The organism is Salinicoccus sesuvii (assembly GCF_042648145.1).
In the GTDB taxonomy this organism is placed as follows: Bacteria; Bacillota; Bacilli; order Staphylococcales; family Salinicoccaceae; genus Salinicoccus; species Salinicoccus sesuvii.
The window spans coordinates 64,084-83,584 of sequence record NZ_JBHRWV010000008.1; the positions used below are offsets into that span (position 1 = coordinate 64,084).

Genomic DNA, 19,501 nt, shown 5'->3' on the forward strand with positions numbered 1-19,501 from the left:
ATCATGACAGTGTCTAGAAAGAATTTTCGTATAAAATCTTCGAAAAAACATGCGCCCTCATTACGAGGAGCGCATGTTTTCATTTATCATTTGTCACTTCTTCATATCTTACGGCGATATACGTAACAGCCCCTGCGAGGATGCCTGTCATGACACCTTCTAGTAGCCCACCAGCTAGTCCACCTACTAAAACATAAGATAAAGCACGCCTTTTCATCATTTTAATCACAACTATCCCCTTTAGATATTTTTTTCAAGCGTGTCCTTAATACTTTCATATGTGTCATGCCACATCTTCTCTTCGGTTGTAAAACGACCTGTCAATGTCTTGATTGCCGCTTTGAATGCTGCATCGTATTCAGATGATTCCTTATCCGGTAGTCCACCCATTAACTGGGTAACTTCACTCTGAACAGCATCTGCCCGCGGCCCCCAATGAGTAACCTCTTCTCCCTCATCATCAATAAAGATGAATACCGGAATTGACCGGGATTTGCCGTTGGTCAAGTACTGATCCATCAGTTCCAGATTACTATCCCGGAGAATCATGCGTACTTGCATATGGCTTTTCTCGGCAAGATGGAGCAGAATGGGAATATTCATCATTGCATCCCCGCACCAGTCTTCCGTGATTGCAATTACACGTAAAGACCGCGCTTCAAGATTTCGGAAGAAATCGTCATCCTGTGGAATCTCAAATTGATCGTAGACTCTCTGCAAGTTCTCCTTATGCTTTGCCATACCTTCAATATACGCTTCTGCTGTGATTGCCTGATCGTACCAATGATCAAGTGTCATTCTTTCTCCTCCAATATCTGTATTATGCCACCAGTATAGCATGGGACCTGTCGATAAATTGAACATCGTGCATTGAACTCGCCATCAATTTCAACTATTATTTTGATAACGAGAAAGGAGCATGTACATGACAACTGGATCGAAACACGTCCGCGGATTGATATTCGTACTGCTCGGCGCCACATTATGGGGCATCGGTGGAACAGCTGCCGACTACATATTCAAAAACACACCCGTCACTGTCGAGTGGTACGTTGCATTCAGACTCAGTGTGAGCGGTATTATACTCCTTTTAGCATACTGGTTGTTCTCAAGAAAACAGCAACCCATCAGAATGGATCGCCGTACACTCATCATGCTCATCATCTACAGTCTTCTTGGTATGACAATGGTCCAGTATTCATTCATGGCAGCGATCGGTTATGGCAATGCGGCAATCGCGACAGTACTCCAATATACTGGACCGATCTATATTATTCTATGGCTGGTCATACGTGGATTCTCAAAATGGCGCTTTTCCGACATCTTCATTATCCTTGGCATGATTACCGGCATTGTTCTGCTGGCGACGAACGGAAATCTTTCGTCGCTCATCGTCTCTCCTAAAGCACTTATATGGGGACTGGTATCTGGAGTGGCCCTTGCCTACTATACACTCCATGCACAGATTCTACTCCATCGGTTGCACCCGCTGCAGCTTGTCGGAGGCTCGATGTTCTTCGGGGGAATCGCAATGAACTTCATTCATCCACTCTGGCAGTTCGATCGTGGATTCGAATGGACGACACCGTTGGTCGCAATTCTCCTTTTATCGGTCCTGATTGGCACCACGCTGGCATTTTTGCTTTATATCAGTAGCCTAAAGCATATTTCCTCTAAAGAAGCCGGCATTCTGGGTACACTGGAACCTGCATCGGCAGTCGTGAGTTCCGTCATTTGGCTCAACATCAGCATGGGTTGGTATCAAGTGCTCGGCATCGCCATTGTACTCGGGATTGCTTTATTCATTTCCGTTGGTCGTAAGGACAAGACATAAAAAAGAGAGCTCCGATTTACAGAGCTCCTTGGGGATGGCTTTTCTACATACCCGGAAACAGTCCAAGCCATATCGCTGTGCCCATGGCGAGTAGCAGCAGCACTTTCTCGTAGGCCGTCACCTGTTTGACATCATCGACGTTGATCTTCAGAACTAGATAGATCCCGTACCCCAGCATAAGCAACGTACCGATTGCTGCGATCGGACGATCCCAGATGACGGAAATTGCGAGCAGGCCGACAATAATCAAATAGATCAGTGCAGGCGTTGGTGCAGCTTTCATACCGAACTTTTGAGCAGCCCATACGACGGTTGTTTGCTTCATTGGTGTTGCATTTTGGTCCGCCTTTATATCGGGAACGTGATGAATCATTACCCAAGCCATACACCAAAGCGCATTAATCAGTGCATTCTGCCAAGCCCACAGCGGAATGCTCTCCAGCATGATCCATGGCGCTGCAAGACCGAGTAGAAACATCGATGGGAACAGGCTGAGCCATTCACCAAGAAATGGTCTGTATGCAAAACGGAACGGCTTTAATGAGTAGCTGATTGCCCCCCATAAACCGACAATCGTAAGTATTGCGAGTTCCACCCGTCCAAAAACGATGAAGAGTCCAGCTGCGACCAAGAGAAGAAGTGTGACTACTGTACCAATGCGTACAAGCATACTGAAAGACATTACTCCATTTTGAAGCACTCGACTACCGCCAGAAAGCATGCCTGGACTCTCTTGATCTGTACCAGACTTGAAATCAACAATATCATTGAATACGTGTGTCAATACGCCATGTACAAGTAGTGCGCCGACCACTAGCAGAATGAATAGTAAAAAAAGATCTGTTTTTGAAATATCATATCCGAATGCTAGTGGCAATACAGTCGAGATAATCGTTGCGATGCTTGATGTAACCACGGCCACTACTCTGAGTAGCATACCGAACCCTTTTAGGCTCAATGATCCCTGTTTTTGCATAACCTTGCCCCTTCCGTCTCCTTATAGCGATATCTAATATCCATTTTCTAATGCCTGCTCAATCTCCCGTTTCCAGCGTTTCCTCTTATTAACGACAAAGCGCATCGTATCGCCACTGTGCAGAACGATTTCCAAACCATTTGATATCGGAATCAAGTTGAAAATACGGTGAGAAATCAAGTGGACTTGAGAAATTTCGCCCAGTGCAATTTCCGTCTGCTTTTTATTTAAGTTCATGGCGTGTGGGATATGGTATACGTACTCGGAAGTTAGATGTAACTTGCCACCTACGGCGACACCATTTTTTAAAAGGTTACCATTACCACTTCTGATTGTCCTCTCCTTCATACATTATCCTCCATCTGTCTGAGCACTTTCTTACTTGATGAGATGATTATTTCCGGAGTCACTCCATAGTGCGAGCACTCGATTGCTGCATTTTCCCCTGAAGCTGCATGCAGATAAACGCCAGCCCGCATCGCATCTTCGGGCAGTGCACCTTGAGCCAAGAAAGCAGCAATCATGCCTGTAAGAATATCCCCACTGCCTCCTTTAGCTAAAGCATCATTGCCGATTGGATTGATCCATGTACCATTTGGCGTTGCTACAATCGAACGATGACCCTTAAGTACAAGATTTACATCATGTGTTTTGGCAAAATTTTCAGCAATACCCATGCGATCGGCCTCCACTTCAGGGACGGATTTGCCGGTCAGCATAGCCATTTCTCCTGGGTGGGGCGTCAAAATGACAGAGCCATCATAGTGGGTCAGAAATTCCAGCTGATTTTTCATATGAAATAGCGCATCCGCATCAATGACGACAGGCTGTCCGTCAAGATGTTCCATAATATCCATGACGAATTCAGGGCCTTTATGGAAACGCCCCATTCCAGGACCGATAACAACAGCTGTTACTTTTTCAAAGAGTGTTGCTTCTATCCCTTCGCCAGTGAAATGACCATCTTCGCTTGGCAAAGTTTGAATTAATGCAGTTTGATTCTGGCTTGCAATGACTGGATAGATCTCCTCGGGAATAACTAAAGTAGAAAGGCCGACACCGCAGTGAAATGCTGTATGGCCACTGTAAATTGGGGCACCTACAAACGGTTTTGAGCCACCAAAGACAATTGCGTGGCCGAACGTTCCCTTATGACCAAAAGTTGGCCGCTTCGGCATGGATGCCGCTGCCAGTTCACGAGTAATGACAACGGGGTTTTTCATATCGAGTGTCTCTGCTAATGTCTCAGGTACGGAAATATCCTTCACTTGCCAGTGACCGATTACAGAGGGTCCCTCCTGCAAGAAAAATCCGATTTTTGGCATGACGAATGTAAATGTCTCGTCTGCTTTTATCGCCACATTTTCGATATTACCTGTATCGCAATCGAGACCGGAAGGAATATCAACTGATATGACATGAAGATCGTGTGCATTCACCTGTTCGATAATCTGGTCAAATGGCTCTCTGACTGCACCTTTCACACCTGTACCAAGCATCGCATCCACTAATACTTCCGACTGCTCTAATACTGCCTCAAGACTCGTCATGCCTTCTCCTATGACATGAAGCGGCAGTTTACGCTTTTGATAAATGTCGTATTGTGTACGGGCATCGCCTTCAAGTTTTTCTTCGCTTGTTAGTAACCACACCTCAGGCGTATAACCCGCATCGAACAGCCGCCTCGCAATAACGAATCCATCGCCGCCATTATTCCCACTGCCGATTAATACGACAATATGTACAGATTGATTTGGATATGCTCTCATAATTTCTTCGGCAACCTGATTGCCTGCAATCTCCATTAATACAGCACCAGAAATACCGATTTTATTCATCGCATAATCTTCAATATCGAGCATCTGTTTGCGACTTGCAATCTTCATTGTAATCCCCCGTTCACTCTTTATGTCACTATACCCTTTATTCTTGGGAATAAATAACACATATGAAATTACGCCCAATCAGGTGTAACCCCTCGACATACAGGGCTATCACCAGTGTAGAATACTATGAAAATAAGATTACATTCAAAGTGGAGCGAAATCTCTGTGAGCATCGCTAAAGAAGGTACATAGTATATTTATTGACGAACATCCTGCTTGATAAAGGAGCCTTTTCTGACATCAGAAACATCGTATACAGTGAGAAAGGCCTGAGGGTCAATTCTTCCGACTACTTCTTTCATCTTCTGTTCTTCCAAACGGTTGATTACGCACGTAATCTGTGTCAGCTCCATTTTACTGTACCCGCCTGTAATAGTATTGTATGTACACGTTCTTCCAAGTTCTTCTCTTACTGCTTCAATGATAATTTCAGGATGTATGGTAACGATAACGAATGCTTTCGATCCACTGAGCCCTTCTTCGATTAAATGAATCACTTTTGAAGCGATAAAATAAGCAATGGCTGAAAGAATAGCTCCTTGAAATCCGAATACAGTGGAGACAAGCAAAAATACAAACGTATTCAGAAATAAAATGAGATCACTCGTGCCGAATGGTAGTTTCCTTGAAAGTAGCACAGCGAACATATCAATGCCATCAAGTGCCCCACCGTTACGCAAGGCAATACCCATACCAACACCTATGATGACACCACCGACTACAGTGATTAAAAGTGAGTCGCCTTCGATAATCGCTGGCAGGTGATGCATGATTGCAGTGAAATATGCTAATGATAAGATACCTGCCACCGACAAAGCTGCAAACTTGATTCCGATTTGACGGTAACCGAGCCAAATGAAAGGAATATTCAATAAAGCAATCAACAGGCCTAACGGTATACCAAATGTTGCAGAGCCAACAATGCTGATACCGGTTACACCACCGTCAGATACCCGGTTCGGAATCAGTACCGACTCAAGGCCATAAGCCGTAATAAATGCACCAGTGATCACCATGATGATGCGGCCTATAAAGATAAGAACCTGTTTTTTCTTCAAATTTTTCATGAATGTTATACTTCCTTTTTCCAGTTCATTTCTAACAAAAAAGACTCCCTGCCGTAGTATGACAGGGAGTCGAGCAGTGCTATTAACCGATGGACCCTTCCATTTCGAAGGAGATTAGACGGTTCATTTCGACCGCGTATTCCATTGGCAGTTCTTTTGTAAATGGCTCGATAAAGCCCATGACAATCATTTCTGTCGCTTCGACTTCACCGATACCACGACTCATGAGGTAGAAGAGCTGTTCTTCTGATACCTTTGAAACTTTTGCTTCGTGTTCCAGCGAGATATTATCGTTCAAAATCTCGTTATAAGGAATCGTATCTGAAGTGGACTCATTGTCCATGATGAGTGTGTCACATTCGATGTTAGAACGTGCATTATCTGCATTTCTACCGAAGTGAACCTGTCCTCTGTAGGATACTTTACCGCCTTGTTTTGCGATGGATTTAGAAACGATTGTAGATGATGTGTTTGGTGCAAGGTGAATCATCTTCGCTCCAGCATCCTGCAATTGTCCTTTACCAGCAAGTGCAATCGATAGTGTCATACCGCGTGCGCCTTCACCTTTAAGGAATACCGCTGGATATTTCATGGTAATCTTAGAACCAATGTTTCCATCGACCCATTCCATAGTACCGTTAGCATCAACAAACGTACGCTTTGTTACAAGGTTGTATACGTTATTTGCCCAGTTTTGGATTGTTGTATAACGGCAATATGCATCCTTCTTGACGATGATTTCAACTACTGCAGAGTGCAATGAGTTTGTTGTATAAACAGGTGCAGTACAACCTTCAACGTAGTGTACACTAGATCCTTCGTCACAGATAATTAGAGTACGTTCGAACTGACCCATGTTTTCCGAGTTAATACGGAAATACGCTTGAAGTGGCGTGTCTAGTTTGACACCTGGTGGGCAATAGATGAATGAACCACCGGACCAGACCGCTGAATTGAGTGCAGCAAATTTATTATCTGTATACGGAATGACTGTTGCCCAGTATTCTTTGAACAACTCTTCATTCTCACGTAGTGCGGAATCAGTATCCTTAAAGATAACACCTTTATCTTCAAGATCCTTCTCCATATTGTGGTATACAACTTCGGATTCGTACTGTGCAGAAACACCAGCAAGGTACTTTTGCTCTGCTTCAGGGATACCGAGCTTGTCAAACGTACGTTTGATTTCTTCCGGTACTTCATCCCAAGAGCGTTCTGACTGCTCAGAAGGCTTTACATAGTACGTAATTTCATCGAAGTTGAGTTCGGAAAGATCGCCACCCCAAGTAGGCATTGGCATTTTATAGAAATGGTTCAAAGATTTCAGTCTGAAGTCGAGCATCCATTCCGGCTCTTCTTTCATTTTGGAAATTTCGCGTACAATTTCTTCTGTCAGTCCACGATCTGAACGGAAAATAGATACGTCTTCATCATGGAAACCATATTTGTAATCATCAATTTCCGGTGCTTTTTTAGCCATATAACTCACTCCTTATTATTATTGCTATCTGAGGTCTTAACCCCTTTTTCAAGTGCTTTCCAAGAGAGGGTAGCACATTTGATGCGTGCCGGGAACTGGCTGACGCCTGATAGGGCTTCAATATCTCCCATATCTTCGTCCATTTCGTAATCTTCGCCCAGCATCATTCTGCTGAACTCATCTCCCATAGCAAGTGCTTCGTCGATTTTCTTACCAGTGATGGTTTCGGTCATCATTGAGGCACTGGCAATGGAGATGGAACAGCCTTCGCCATCGAATTTGACATCTTCGACAACATCATCGACAACATTTAGCGTCAACCGAATACGATCGCCACAAGTCGGGTTGTTCATATCCACAGTAAGAGTGCCATCTTCGATGGTGCCCTTGTTACGCGGATTCTTATAGTGGTCCATGATGACTGAACGGTAAAGCTGGTTGAGATTATTAAAATTCATACGAGAAAAACTCCTTCGTTCGCTTGAGCCCTTCTATAAAGACGTCGATTTCTTCTTTGGTGTTATATATATAGAAACTTGCTCTTGCAGTTGATGATACTTGGAGCCACTTCATCAGTGGCTGTGCGCAGTGGTGCCCTGCTCTGATGGCAATGCCTTCGCTGTCAAGGGCCGTAGCAAGGTCATGTGGGTGCACATCGGCGAGGTTGAACGTAATCAAACCAGCGCGTTTGTCCGGACCATAGATTTCAATACCTTCCACTTCACGCATCTGCTCAAGCGCATATTCTACAAGTTCCTGCTCATGCTGGAGGATTGTCTGTGGACCGATTTCTTCGATGTATTCAATCGCATGCGCAAGTCCAATCGCTTCGGCAATCATTGGTGTACCTGCCTCGAATTTGACCGGCAAATCGGTCCATGTGGAAGTTCTAAGATCTACGAAGTCGATCATATCACCACCATATTCAATCGGCTCCATCTCATCGAGTAGTTCACTTTTACCATAAAGTACACCGATACCAGTTGGACCAAGCATCTTATGACCACTGAATGCATAGAAATCCACATCCAAATCCTGCACATCTACTGACATGTGTGGTACCGCTTGGGCACCATCCACAGAAATGTAGGCACCATGTTGCCGTGCGACTTTAGCAATTTCTTTGATGTCGTTGATTGTTCCAAGCACATTGGAAACATGAGTAATCGCAACAATCTTTGTTTGCTCACCAATTGTCGCCTCTACATTCTCCATTGAAAGCGTGCCGTCCGAATCCATCGGGATGAACTTCAGTTCTGCTTGCTTTCGCTTTGCCAGCTCCTGCCATGGCACGATATTGGCATGGTGCTCCATTTCGGTCACAACAATTTCATCTCCAGGTTCAATGACCATGTCCCCGAAACTGCGCGCGACAAGGTTGATTGCTGCAGTGGTTCCCCGTGTGAATATGATTTCCTCGTACCGTTTCGCATTGATGAATGATCGCACTTTCATACGCGCCTTTTCATAACCATCCGTTGCTTTTGTACCGAGGGTGTGCACACCGCGGTGCACGTTGGAATTGTATTCCTTGTAGTAAGCAGTCATTGCATCTATTACAGGTAGAGGTGTCTGGCTTGTCGCTGAGGTATCGAAATAGACAAGCGGCTTACCATTGACCTGCTGATCAAGGATCGGGAAATCCTTTCTGATATCGTCAATATTCATTCGGGAAAACCCCTTTAAAGCTTATTTTGAGAGTACTTTCAACTCGATAACTTCCTTGAGTTGTCTTTTAACAGACTCAATCGGCAATGCACTGACAACAGGATCAAGGAAACCATGAATAACGAGTCTTTCCGCTTCCTTCTTTGAAATACCGCGGCTCATCAAGTAGAAGAGCTGGATTGGATCCACACGTCCGACGGAAGCCGCGTGTCCTGCTGTTACATCGTCTTCATCGATCAGGAGAATTGGATTCGCATCTCCACGTGCTTTTTCACTGAGCATCAACACTCTGGATTCCTGCTGAGCATCACTGCCTGCAGCGCCGTGCTTGATATACCCTACACCATTGAAGATGCTAGAAGCGCTGTCTTTCATGACACCATGTTTCAGAATATGTCCATTGGAGTCTTTTCCGTAGTGGATGATCTGCGTTGTAAAGTTCAGTTTCTGATTTCCGCGTCCCACGACAACAGTCTTCAGGTTTGAATTAGAATTATCCCCCATCAGATACGTCGTATTGTCATTGATGACATCCGAATCGTTCATCAAACCGAGCGCCCAATCGAGCGTTGCATCTCTGCCAACAATACCGCGTCGATTGATGTAGCCAGTGAATCCTTCAGCGAGGAAGTCCACGGCACCATAATCGATTTTGGCGTTATCCTTGGCAATGACTTCAGAAATGATATTAATTTGCTCTTCGGATTTATCGACAGTGGAAAGATAGTTTTCTACGTAAGTCAGTTCCGAACCTTCATCTGCCACGATAAGGACGTGGTTGAAAAGGGAAGTCTTTTCGTCGTCATGGAGGACGACCATTTGTACGGGATCTTTGATTTGTACATTTTTAGGTACATATACAAACAATCCGCCGTTAAGCATTGCTGTGTGATATGCTGCGAGCTTATGCTCATCAACTTTGACACCTTCAGTCATGAAGTACTTTTCGACGAGTTCAGGATGATTCGCACTTGCTTCGATGATGTTCTCAATCACCACACCCTGCTCGAGCAATTCTTCTGACACCTGTAGATATGCTGGTGTGTTGTTATGCTGAACATACACATTCTTTGTATGCTCTATATCAAGTAGATTTCTTACCGCTTCTGGCAATTCTTCAAGCGAACCATATACTGCACTATCGGTTACAGGCTCGGAAACAGTGAAGAAGTCCCATTTGTTCAGTTTTGTCTTATCTGGCTTGGGCATTTCAAGATTTTCGATAGTTGCCAATGCTTCTTTCTTCTTGCTGATGAGAAGTTCAGATTCTCCGCGTGATTCTGCACGGGAGATGACTTCATCAGCGTTAATAACAAATTCATTAACTTCAGTAGCCATGGTCATCCTCCTGTCTATTCTACATCTGCAGCGATAGTTTCGTCTTCGATGCCAAGTTCTTCTTTGATCCAGTCATAACCTTCAGCCTCAAGGCGCTGTGACAGTTCCCCACCGCCGGATTTAACCACACGACCTTGCATCATGACATGCACGAAATCAGGTGTAATGTAGTTGAGAAGACGCTGGTAGTGTGTAATGATTAGCGCGCCGAATTCTTCTCCGCGCATTTCGTTGATACCTTTGGATACGACTTTGAGTGCATCAATGTCGAGGCCGGAGTCGATTTCGTCGAGAATACCGAACTTAGGCTCAAGCATCATAAGCTGGAGTATTTCGTTACGTTTTTTCTCACCACCGGAGAAGCCTTCGTTCAAGTAGCGTGTAGACATGTCGAGATCCATTTCCAAGTAGTTCATATTTTTGTCTAATTTCTTGATGAACTGCATCAAGTTGATCTCGTTACCTTCTTCACGCTGTGCATTGATTGCAGAACGCAGGAAGTCGGAATTTGTTACACCAGAAATCTCGGATGGATATTGCATACCGAGGAAAAGACCTGCTTGCGCGCGCTCGTCCACTTCCATTTCAAGGACATTTTCACCGTCAAGCAATACTTCGCCTTGAGTTACGTCGTATCTTGGGTGCCCCATGATCGCCTGGGCTAGCGTGGATTTACCCGTACCGTTTGGTCCCATTACAGCATGGATTTCTCCCTGTTTGATTGTGAGATCGACACCTTTGAGTATTTCTTTGCCGTCTATTTCGACATGTAGATCTTTGATTTCTAGAACAGAAGCCATTTGTTAACCCTCCAACAGATAATTTATATAATATTCTCTGTACCAGTTTATAATAATTCTAAATAATAGTCAAAGTCTGGCACAGGATTTTATTTACTACTACATTATAACGTAAATGCGCCCCACTTTAAACCTTTAGACTTATTCAAAAAGTTGTCAGCTCACAAAATAAACCCTGCGACTGATAATAATCGCAGGGTAAATGAAAATAACTATTTGATGATGTCTAACGTAAATGGCGGTTTGTACACAATGCCATCGTTGGCTTTTATCGCACCGACAATCAAAAAGACGTAGAATAGGACGGTGACGATAGGTCCAAGGATCAGACCAATAAGCACAACAGATGAGAGCCAAGCGATGAACATATAGAGTGTGTAGGAAATGCCGAAGTTTAGCACATGACGCAACGCTTCTTCGGTTGCCGGGTTGTCATCCTTTTTCAGTACCCAAATGAGCAGCGGACCGATAACTGCTGTAAACGCTGAAATAATGTACGACACCATGACGAGGGCCTTATCAAAAGACGGGGCATTTTGTCCATTCATTTTACTTCCTCCTTCGTTAATACATTACACAATAAATATACGCTTTAATTGGAAAAAGTAACAGTGATAAGGGTACTAATTGATAATAACTAGGCGAATATTTTCAATTAAAAACCCCAAGACCTCAGGTCTTGGGGGGATCTAGCTATTCGGCAGGAATTACTGCACCTTCATAATTATCTTCGATGAACTGTTTGATTTCATCACCTTGTAGTACTTCAACAAGTTTTTGGATATCTTCACGTTCTTCATCACCACTGCGTACAGCGATTAAGTTAGCGTAAGGAGACTCACCATCTTCGACAACGATAGAATCATCAACTGGGTTTAGTCCACCATCTAGGGCGAAGTTTGAATTGATGATCACTGCTGGTGCCTCATTGTTTTCGTACATTGAAACAAGTAGTTCAGGTGCTGTCTGATTATTGAAGTCGAAATTCTTCGGATTCTCAGTAATATCATCGAACGTTGCATCTTGGATTTCGATACCTTCTTCGATTTCAATCAATCCTTCATTAACAAAGAATGATAAGAATCGTCCTTCTTCAGCAGGGTTGTTGGATACGAGGATCGTTGAACCGTCCGGCAGGTCTTCTAGAGAATCATAGTCTTGGGAGTATACAGCCATTGGTTCGATATGAACGTTTCCAGCGCTCACAAGGTCATAGTCGTGTGAAGCCGACTCCGTTTCAAGATACGGCGTATGCTGGAAGAAGTTTGCGTCTACTTCTTCATCTGCGAGCAAGCGGTTCGGTGTTGTATAGTCGTTGACGATTGCTATATCGAGTTCAATACCTTCATCTTCAAGGAGCGTCGCTGCCTCTTCAAGAATTTCTGCGTGCGGTGCCGGAGAAGCTGCGATGGAAATCGTTCCACCGTCTTCTGTGCTCTCTGCGCTTTCGTCCGATGTTGATTCGTCGGAACCACCATTGCCACATGCTGCTAGAATTACTGCAAAAACCGATAATGTCAGTAAAAGGACATATTTTTTCATACTGATCTACCTCTTTTCATTTTTTATATTTTGACGGTTATCGCTTATCGACTGCTTTTGCTGTCAGATCACCTATGACCTGAATGATAAAGACGATAACCAGTATTACCACTGTTGCGACTAAAGTCACGTCACTCTGGTTTCTTGTAAATCCGACCATGTAGGCCAAGTTGCCAAGGCCGCCTGCCCCGATGACGCCTGCAATCGCAGTCGATCCGACAAGCATGATGGCAGTGACAGTGATACCTGAAATCAATGCCGGTAAGGATTCCGGCAACAATACTTTACGTATAATTGTCCATGTCCCTGCGCCCATGGACTCTGCCGCTTCTATTACACCTTTATCGATTTCCTTCAGTCCGATCTCGACCAGGCGGGCATAAAAAGGCGAGGCGCCAATAATGAGTGCAGGCAGTGCCCCTTGCGATCCCATGATCGTTCCCATCACCACTTTTGTGAATGGTATGAGCAGGATGATCAGAATGATGAACGGTATTGCTCTGAACAGGTTGACAAGAAAGGCTGTGACACCATAAAGCGGTGTACTAGCTACGTTTTCACTTCTTGAAGAAAGAAAGAGTATGATTCCAAGTATCAAACCGAAAACGAATGTAAACACCGTCGAAATGACTGTCATGTAGAGCGTTTCATAAGTTGCGGTAAACACATCGTCCCACTTTACATTTTCAAAGGAGAACATCTCAGCAAATGCATTAATAAATCCAATCATCCTTCTACCTCCACCGTAACAGCGTGTTCGGCCAATTCTGCTTCCAAGTTGGCAAGATCCGCTTCATTGATGTCGATCGCCACATAAAGATGACCATATGATTCATTATTGGTCCGCTTGATGTTACCTGAGAGAATATTGAGATCCAGGTTATACTTTTTGACAACTTGAGAAACAATGGGTGCCTTAGACTGGGAGCCGACAAACCCGAGCTTCAATATCTTCGATGTCGGGAACATCTCCCTGACTTCTTCAAAGGAAAGGGCGGTCTCTTCATCATTGATGTCGTCCTTGACGAACCGTTTCGTAACATTGTGCTCTGGATTCTGGAAAAGCTTGATCACAGGACCCGTTTCAACTACCCGACCGTTCTCCATTACAGCGGCACGGTCGCAAATTTTACGGATGACATGCATTTCGTGCGTGATCAATACAATCGTCAAATCCATCTCGTCCCGTATCTTGACCAGCAAGTCCAATACTTCGTCTGTCGTTTCGGGGTCAAGTGCACTCGTCGCTTCATCACAGAGCAGTACTTCTGGGTTATTTGATAGCGCCCTTGCGATGCCAACACGCTGTTTTTGTCCGCCTGAAAGCTGGCTTGGGTAATTGTTGCCACGTCCTGTGAGACCAACCAAGTCGATGAGGTCGGCAACACGCTGTTGTCGTTCCTTTTTCGGTACACCGGCGATTTCCAGTGGAAAACTAATATTCTCCTCAACCGTCCTCGACCATAGAAGATTGAAGTGCTGGAAAATCATCGATACTTTCTGGCGTTTCTTCCTAAGCTTTGCCCGGTTCATGGTACTGATGATGTCCTCTCCGATGACTACTTCACCGGAAGAAGGTTGTTCGAGTCCATTCAGCATTCGAATGAGGGTGGATTTCCCGGCTCCAGAATAACCGATGACACCGAAGATCTCACCTTGCTCGATGCGGAGTGTAACATCATCCACCGCTTGTATGTCGCTGCTCTTTGTCTTAAAAATTTTAGTCGCATTGCGAATGTCGATCATATGCCTCATCCTGACTTTTATATTGAATAGCACAGCTATCTTTTTCCATAAAAAAACCTACTCAAAAGTTGAGTAGGCATTGGTTTCGTTTACCAGCCTCTCATCTTTGATCAAATGATCATGTGAATTGGCACCTTGTCACAATGACGGTTGCCGTGGTTTCTTAGGGCACTTCCCTCCACCACTCTTGATAAGAGTTTTATTAGATTTTTTTAATAATACCATCTGTATTCCTATTCGTCAACAAGGAATTCATCCATTACTTCCGTTAGATAAGGCACGGATTGGAATGCGTAAACTTCCTTAACAAGTTGGCCATTTTTGAACAATAGCAATGCTGGGGTTGATCTGATTTCATAGGCTTCAATAAAATCTTTCTGATAGTTCAGATCTATAGATGTATATGAAAACTGCCTCAATTCCGCCACGACATCGAGCATCCGTTCAGCAATCTGACAGTTCGCACATATTGGCGCATAACCATAAATAATGAACGTTTCCTCAGACTGGATACGACTGGTAATATCTTGTGTTTTCGATTCTTTCATCATTACTGAACTTACCTTTCATGATCAAGCTTGTATCTATATAAAACTCATGTCTCATGAGGAGGTTTGCCAAATAGTCCCTCGGACAACGACCCACCTCACCGAACTTCGGGTCTATATATATATGAGTACTTTCACTCAAATGCTTTTTAAACCATTTTCTGATGTTTCTTCCTTCTTTATCTGCATCGGACAGAATATAGATTTCAGAACCATTCAGCTGGTCGAGAATATCATCCAATTTTGAGACACTCATTGTACCATGAGTGCATATAATCTGTACAGGTTCAATCAGGACTTCTTCGATGCGCCGTTTATCAGTCTTACCTTCGACAATAAGCACTTTATCGGAAAAATACATAGTCATCACCCTTGGTATGATATTTTAAAAAAACTCCAGACCATGTCCAGAGTTTACATTTCTATGCGTCCACCATTTCATCGTAGGCGTCAGCATCCATCAATTTATCAAGTTGGGATTCATCGGATAGTTCAACGACAACCATCCAGGCGTTTTCAAATGGAGATTCATTAACAAGCTCCGGGCTGTCCTCTAATCCTTCATTAATTTCAACGACAGTACCACTTACAGGTGCATAGAGTTCAGAAACCGTCTTGACGGACTCGACACTGCCAAATGATTCACCAGTAGTGAGTTCGTCACCTTCAGCAGGCAATTCTACAAATACGATGTCGCCGAGCTCGGACTGGGCAAATTCGGTAATACCGATTGTCGCCTTGCCATCTTCAACTTTGACCCATTCATGATCTTCTGAATACTTGTATTCTTTAGGTGTTGCCACGACAAAAACCTCCTTTTTCTACTACACTCATATAATCTCATAAGTCCCACTGTGAAGGCAAGGCTAATCTAGTTGTCTACAAGCGCCCTATATTCCGCTTCCTTGAATCCGAGCAGTACATTTTTACCATCATACAGCAATGGACGTTTAATCAGCATCCCGTCTGAGGAAAGGAGTTCAAATTTCTCTTCTTGTGACATCTGATCGAGACGGTCACCCAGATTAAGATCCTTGTACTTTTTACCTCTTTTATTAAAAAGCATATCTACGTCTGTACCGGAAGCTTCTGACAGTTCACGGAGCGTATTGGCAGTTGGCGGGTACTTCACCATATCAATACTTTCGAAATCGACCCCACTATCGTTAAGAAATTTTTTCCCTTTTCGGCATGTTGTACATTTCGGGTACTCATAATAGTTAATCATTGATTATCCTCCAGAAAGTTTCTTGCTTTTAATATACGTAAAAGTCCTTTATTTTTGCAAGTGGAATAAGCATGTATCTTTCATAATATACCTTAAGAATGGTAGAATGAGAACAATTAATCAGGTAAAGGAGCACTCATAATGGAAGCAATTAGACAATATGACGACTATAAAGAAAAGATACAGGGCGACGATAAGATCATCATCAAATTCTTCGCCGACTGGTGTCCAGATTGCACACGCATGAATATGTTCATCGATCCAATCCTCGAGGAGTACAATCATCTCGATTGGTATGAACTGAACCGCGATGAGTTGCCTGAAGCGGCAGATGAAAATGATGTCATGGGCATCCCAAGCTTACTCATATTCCAAAACGGTGAAAAGCTTGGTCACCTACACTCAGCAGATGCTAAATCACCGGAATCAGTCAAAAACTTCCTCCAGAATAATCTTTAAATATCAGAAGGTCCCGCTAAAACAGCGGGATCTTTTAATCATCTATTCGAATATTTGTAGATTGTTTTTCAGATCCTGAACATGAAACTGGCCTGGAGCAGCTTTGTGAGAGATGTAACCATACGTAAGACAAGAACCAAATACGCCACCTGCGACACGCGTAATCTTACCCAATTCTCCCATGCTGATGCCGACGACTTGGCATTTCAGTTGCTGGCGTGCATCGTGTACGGCAGTAAGAATGCTTAAGACATCCCGTCCATCTGCAGGATTGTATGCAAGCTTCAATATATCGCCACCTCGTTCATGCATGTCTTTATATGTGGCCATTATCTCATCAAAGTCCGGCGTATCCCTGAAGTCGTGCTGACTCAGTACAACCAGTACGCCTTTTCGCTTCGCTTTTTCAATCAACGTATCGACAATATCCTCATACATGAAGAACTCGACATCAATCAACTGAATATCGCACTGATCAAGCACAGCATTGAGCAACGATTCATACTCCACCGCCGTCTTCTGTCCCTTACCCCCTTCACTTTGGGTCCGGTACGTATAGAGAATCGGATAATCCTCAAGTTTCTCAGATATGTGATTAACAAGCTGCAGATGCTCTTCCTGACTGAGTGCATCAAATGCGTCGCTTCTGATTTCGACAATATCGACTGCTGATGGGTTGTCTAGTACGCCTTTGATCTCTTCATCCACCGTCTCTTTCGAATGATTCGAGAAGGAAACGACCACTTTGGGTTGTCCACTCCCGATGCCTACACCTTTGACATTCATACATATCCCTCTTATCATCGTTATTTATTTATATACAATATAGAAAGTATCAAAAAAATTCAAATATAATATCGAATCTCTTTCTTTCCCTTAATATGTTTAGGCAGGGCAATAAAAGGTTAATATATGATTAGAGCAACTAATTATCCGGCCAATATCATTTCCACCGGAAGCTCATACTACTGTACTCTCATATTTCAGAACGATGCGTAGTTTTACCATATTCAGAAAATTATAGGAGGAATTTAGAATGGCTAACGAAGAAATGAATAATCCAGAACAAAAAGCACAAAATATGGATCAGGAAGACAAAAATCAGATTCTTGAAAGTTACAACAAGTTCATCGATTATCTCGGAGACCAGGTCCATAAAGGCGAGAAGGTTGGAATGAACGAAGACCAACTAGCAAAAGCTGCTAAAAAGGTTGCTGATTACCTCGCCAAGAATGAAGAACCACGCAACCGCGAAGAGCAGGTTCTAAAAGAACTTTGGAAATCTGCAGAGAACAATGATGAAAAAGATACAATCGCTAAAGCGCTTGTTAGAATGGCTCAGAAAACAAATAATTAATATTTAAAATATCGTAAAAAAAGACACTCCATATGAAGTGTCTTTTTTTATTGCTCAAGATGATCATAGATGAATGACTTATCATCATGATCTAAAAGTTCACCACGATAGTGCTGAGGTTCGTTGATGCCAGTCAATAAGATGATTGAATTAGCATCCGCATGTTCAATGGCTTTGACGATACCTTCTTGCCTTGAAACAGCAGTGACCGTATTTGTGCCATCGTACGTTGCTGGCAGTGATGCCTGCATCATACGAACGATTTCATACTCATCCTCGTAGCCAATCTGCTCTGCTGCAAGCACAAGATGATGCAGATTTTCAGGCACTTCTTGCATCGTCATTCTGATCTTTTCATACCCTCTCAGACCGATGCCCGTTACCATGACAATCAGTTTTTTGTCGACCTTTTCTGCATACCTCATTGCATTAACAATCGACTCATTAATCGCGATTGGGGTATGCGCAAAATCCAAAATGAAGTCGTAGGTATTTTTAGAGAATAGTTCGAAGCGATGAACTGGCGGGCTAATTCTATCCGATGCTTCAATGACCGAATTCACATCATACCCAAGTTTTAATAAAGCGAATATACTTGTAGCTAGATTAATATAGTTGTGTTCACCTAGGAATTTCGGTTTCACTCTATACTGATTATCCCCTACTACCAGATCGATGTGATCGATGTCGGTGCTGAATCGATAATATGTGTCCTGATATTTAGAAAAGTGAAATGAATCATCCATCGCGCTTCGATATTCTGGAACATCCGCATTAATTAAACATTGATCACTTAATGCTGCAAGTTTGAGCTTCGACGCCAAATAATTTTCCATAGTCAGATGATAATCCAGATGCTCGGGGCTGAAATTATTGAAGACACCTAATTCATTCCTGATGAAATCTGTCCGTCTCTGATCTAAAGCGATCGATGTTGCTTCATAAACGATGTAATCATAGTCACGTAGTGAAAAATACTTGATGACTTCAGCGAATTCGAAATGCATCGGTGTGGTTGGTGTTGAATGTGTAAAAACGACTTTCTCATATGTATGATCATAAATCCCTAAAGTGCCTACCGTGGCCACTTTAAGTCCAAGTTCTGAGAGAAGACGTCCAATAAAATGACTGGTTGTCGTTTTACCATTGGTTCCAGTCACTGCGATGTATTTGAGTTGACTGATATGTTCTCCATAGAAAAGTTCCACCATTTCAATAGAGACATCATTGTAATGCTCAATATAGATAATGTTGACCTGTCCGTGGAATGCCTTGAAAGTATCCACTTCAAAGTCAGTAATGATTAGGGCAGGCTTGCAACTAAGGGCGGATTCCATGTATTTCTTAGAACTTTCCGATGCTTTCAACATGAATACATATCCAGCCCCAAGATTCTGATACATCGAAGTAATTCCTTGGATTTCCTCGTGATCATCTACTAACTGCAGTGAATTAGGATTAATTATATTCTCTTTTATCGCTTCTACAACTTCTGATACCTTCATTAAATTCCCCTTCAGCCAGTTCTTATTAGTAAGTTGTTATTACTATTTTATTTAACTATAAAGCAAA

24 protein-coding genes and 1 riboswitch are annotated in these 19,501 nt (G+C 43.2%); of the genes, 3 read left to right on the plus strand and 21 right to left on the minus strand.

From position 1 onward, the window contains the following. Nucleotides 1-79: 79 nt before the first annotated feature. Complete coding sequence (locus ACFOJ8_RS09130; RefSeq protein WP_380656222.1) at nucleotides 80-229, minus strand: hypothetical protein; 150 nt, start codon at nucleotides 227-229, stop codon at nucleotides 80-82. Between the two features lie 11 nt (nucleotides 230-240). Beyond that, nucleotides 241-798, minus strand: a complete 558-nt coding sequence (locus tag ACFOJ8_RS09135) for a thioredoxin family protein (protein WP_380656224.1) — start codon at nucleotides 796-798, stop codon at nucleotides 241-243. 127 nt (nucleotides 799-925) lie between these two features. Between ACFOJ8_RS09135 and ACFOJ8_RS09140 the strand changes: the two genes are divergently transcribed. Further along, complete coding sequence (locus ACFOJ8_RS09140; RefSeq protein WP_380656227.1) at nucleotides 926-1,834, plus strand: EamA family transporter; 909 nt, start codon at nucleotides 926-928, stop codon at nucleotides 1,832-1,834. A gap of 43 nt (nucleotides 1,835-1,877) precedes the next feature. Here ACFOJ8_RS09140 and ACFOJ8_RS09145 read toward each other — a convergent pair whose 3' ends face one another. The 17 genes from ACFOJ8_RS09145 to ACFOJ8_RS09225 all read right to left on the minus strand — a co-directional run bounded on the left by ACFOJ8_RS09145 (nucleotide 1,878) and on the right by ACFOJ8_RS09225 (nucleotide 16,113). Continuing rightward, on the minus strand, nucleotides 1,878-2,810 hold the full coding sequence (locus ACFOJ8_RS09145) for a prenyltransferase (RefSeq protein WP_380656230.1): 933 nt from the start codon (nucleotides 2,808-2,810) through the stop codon (nucleotides 1,878-1,880). Nucleotides 2,811-2,843: 33 nt separating this feature from the next. Further along, nucleotides 2,844-3,158: a hypothetical protein gene (locus ACFOJ8_RS09150; RefSeq protein WP_380656233.1), complete on the minus strand. Its 315-nt coding sequence runs from the start codon at nucleotides 3,156-3,158 to the stop codon at nucleotides 2,844-2,846. After that, nucleotides 3,155-4,696 (minus strand): NAD(P)H-hydrate epimerase, encoded by a 1,542-nt coding sequence (locus ACFOJ8_RS09155; RefSeq protein ID WP_380656235.1) that lies wholly within the window; start codon nucleotides 4,694-4,696, stop codon nucleotides 3,155-3,157. Before ACFOJ8_RS09155 ends, ACFOJ8_RS09150 begins: the two co-directional genes overlap by 4 nt. Nucleotides 4,697-4,893: 197 nt before the next feature. Then, nucleotides 4,894-5,763: a YitT family protein gene (locus ACFOJ8_RS09160; RefSeq protein WP_380656238.1), complete on the minus strand. Its 870-nt coding sequence runs from the start codon at nucleotides 5,761-5,763 to the stop codon at nucleotides 4,894-4,896. 82 nt (nucleotides 5,764-5,845) lie between these two features. After that, nucleotides 5,846-7,243, minus strand: a complete 1,398-nt coding sequence (gene sufB / locus ACFOJ8_RS09165) for a Fe-S cluster assembly protein SufB (protein WP_380656239.1) — start codon at nucleotides 7,241-7,243, stop codon at nucleotides 5,846-5,848. Between the two features lie 5 nt (nucleotides 7,244-7,248). After that, entirely contained in the window at nucleotides 7,249-7,701 is a 453-nt protein-coding gene (gene sufU, locus ACFOJ8_RS09170; RefSeq protein WP_380656242.1) for a Fe-S cluster assembly sulfur transfer protein SufU, read from the minus strand. Beyond that, the gene (locus ACFOJ8_RS09175) at nucleotides 7,691-8,911 is read right to left on the minus strand and encodes a cysteine desulfurase (protein ID WP_380656244.1); all 1,221 of its coding nucleotides are present in this window, start codon (nucleotides 8,909-8,911) and stop codon (nucleotides 7,691-7,693) included. Before ACFOJ8_RS09175 ends, sufU begins: the two co-directional genes overlap by 11 nt. Before the next feature lie 21 nt (nucleotides 8,912-8,932). Next, nucleotides 8,933-10,249, minus strand: a complete 1,317-nt coding sequence (gene sufD / locus ACFOJ8_RS09180; RefSeq protein ID WP_380656247.1) for a Fe-S cluster assembly protein SufD — start codon at nucleotides 10,247-10,249, stop codon at nucleotides 8,933-8,935. A 14-nt stretch (nucleotides 10,250-10,263) separates the two neighbouring features. Then, nucleotides 10,264-11,049, minus strand: a complete 786-nt coding sequence (gene sufC, locus ACFOJ8_RS09185) for a Fe-S cluster assembly ATPase SufC (RefSeq protein ID WP_380656250.1) — start codon at nucleotides 11,047-11,049, stop codon at nucleotides 10,264-10,266. A 212-nt stretch (nucleotides 11,050-11,261) separates the two neighbouring features. Next, on the minus strand, nucleotides 11,262-11,597 hold the full coding sequence (locus tag ACFOJ8_RS09190) for a DUF4870 domain-containing protein (RefSeq protein WP_380656252.1): 336 nt from the start codon (nucleotides 11,595-11,597) through the stop codon (nucleotides 11,262-11,264). A 145-nt stretch (nucleotides 11,598-11,742) separates the two neighbouring features. Further along, nucleotides 11,743-12,591, minus strand: coding sequence for a MetQ/NlpA family ABC transporter substrate-binding protein (locus ACFOJ8_RS09195; RefSeq protein WP_380656255.1), 849 nt, complete (start codon nucleotides 12,589-12,591; stop codon nucleotides 11,743-11,745). Between the two features lie 37 nt (nucleotides 12,592-12,628). Next, nucleotides 12,629-13,321, minus strand: a complete 693-nt coding sequence (locus tag ACFOJ8_RS09200; protein ID WP_380656258.1) for a methionine ABC transporter permease — start codon at nucleotides 13,319-13,321, stop codon at nucleotides 12,629-12,631. Beyond that, nucleotides 13,318-14,337 carry a methionine ABC transporter ATP-binding protein gene (locus ACFOJ8_RS09205; protein WP_380656261.1) on the minus strand — a complete coding sequence of 340 codons (1,020 nt, stop codon included), beginning with the start codon at nucleotides 14,335-14,337 and terminating at the stop codon, nucleotides 13,318-13,320. The genes ACFOJ8_RS09200 and ACFOJ8_RS09205 overlap by 4 nt, the downstream gene beginning before the upstream one ends. A 97-nt stretch (nucleotides 14,338-14,434) precedes the next feature. Continuing rightward, nucleotides 14,435-14,534: riboswitch (SAM riboswitch) on the minus strand. A gap of 36 nt (nucleotides 14,535-14,570) precedes the next feature. After that, nucleotides 14,571-14,885 carry a thioredoxin family protein gene (locus ACFOJ8_RS09210; RefSeq protein ID WP_380656264.1) on the minus strand — a complete coding sequence of 105 codons (315 nt, stop codon included), beginning with the start codon at nucleotides 14,883-14,885 and terminating at the stop codon, nucleotides 14,571-14,573. Next, nucleotides 14,839-15,246: a toprim domain-containing protein gene (locus ACFOJ8_RS09215; RefSeq protein WP_380656267.1), complete on the minus strand. Its 408-nt coding sequence runs from the start codon at nucleotides 15,244-15,246 to the stop codon at nucleotides 14,839-14,841. Before ACFOJ8_RS09215 ends, ACFOJ8_RS09210 begins: the two co-directional genes overlap by 47 nt. A gap of 61 nt (nucleotides 15,247-15,307) precedes the next feature. Then, nucleotides 15,308-15,688 carry a glycine cleavage system protein GcvH gene (gene gcvH, locus ACFOJ8_RS09220; RefSeq protein WP_380656270.1) on the minus strand — a complete coding sequence of 127 codons (381 nt, stop codon included), beginning with the start codon at nucleotides 15,686-15,688 and terminating at the stop codon, nucleotides 15,308-15,310. 68 nt (nucleotides 15,689-15,756) lie between these two features. Continuing rightward, complete coding sequence (locus tag ACFOJ8_RS09225; RefSeq protein WP_380656272.1) at nucleotides 15,757-16,113, minus strand: Spx/MgsR family RNA polymerase-binding regulatory protein; 357 nt, start codon at nucleotides 16,111-16,113, stop codon at nucleotides 15,757-15,759. A gap of 141 nt (nucleotides 16,114-16,254) precedes the next feature. Between ACFOJ8_RS09225 and ACFOJ8_RS09230 the strand changes: the two genes are divergently transcribed. Then, on the plus strand, nucleotides 16,255-16,572 hold the full coding sequence (locus ACFOJ8_RS09230) for a thioredoxin family protein (RefSeq protein ID WP_380656275.1): 318 nt from the start codon (nucleotides 16,255-16,257) through the stop codon (nucleotides 16,570-16,572). Nucleotides 16,573-16,614: 42 nt separating this feature from the next. Here ACFOJ8_RS09230 and aroD read toward each other — a convergent pair whose 3' ends face one another. Continuing rightward, nucleotides 16,615-17,358 carry a type I 3-dehydroquinate dehydratase gene (gene aroD / locus ACFOJ8_RS09235; protein ID WP_380656278.1) on the minus strand — a complete coding sequence of 248 codons (744 nt, stop codon included), beginning with the start codon at nucleotides 17,356-17,358 and terminating at the stop codon, nucleotides 16,615-16,617. Between the two features lie 250 nt (nucleotides 17,359-17,608). On the opposite strand from aroD, the gene ACFOJ8_RS09240 reads away from it, so the two are divergent. Next, nucleotides 17,609-17,929: a DUF3243 family protein gene (locus ACFOJ8_RS09240; protein WP_380656280.1), complete on the plus strand. Its 321-nt coding sequence runs from the start codon at nucleotides 17,609-17,611 to the stop codon at nucleotides 17,927-17,929. Nucleotides 17,930-17,976: 47 nt separating this feature from the next. Here ACFOJ8_RS09240 and ACFOJ8_RS09245 read toward each other — a convergent pair whose 3' ends face one another. After that, complete coding sequence (locus tag ACFOJ8_RS09245) at nucleotides 17,977-19,434, minus strand: Mur ligase family protein (RefSeq protein WP_380656283.1); 1,458 nt, start codon at nucleotides 19,432-19,434, stop codon at nucleotides 17,977-17,979. Nucleotides 19,435-19,501 lie beyond the last annotated feature (67 nt).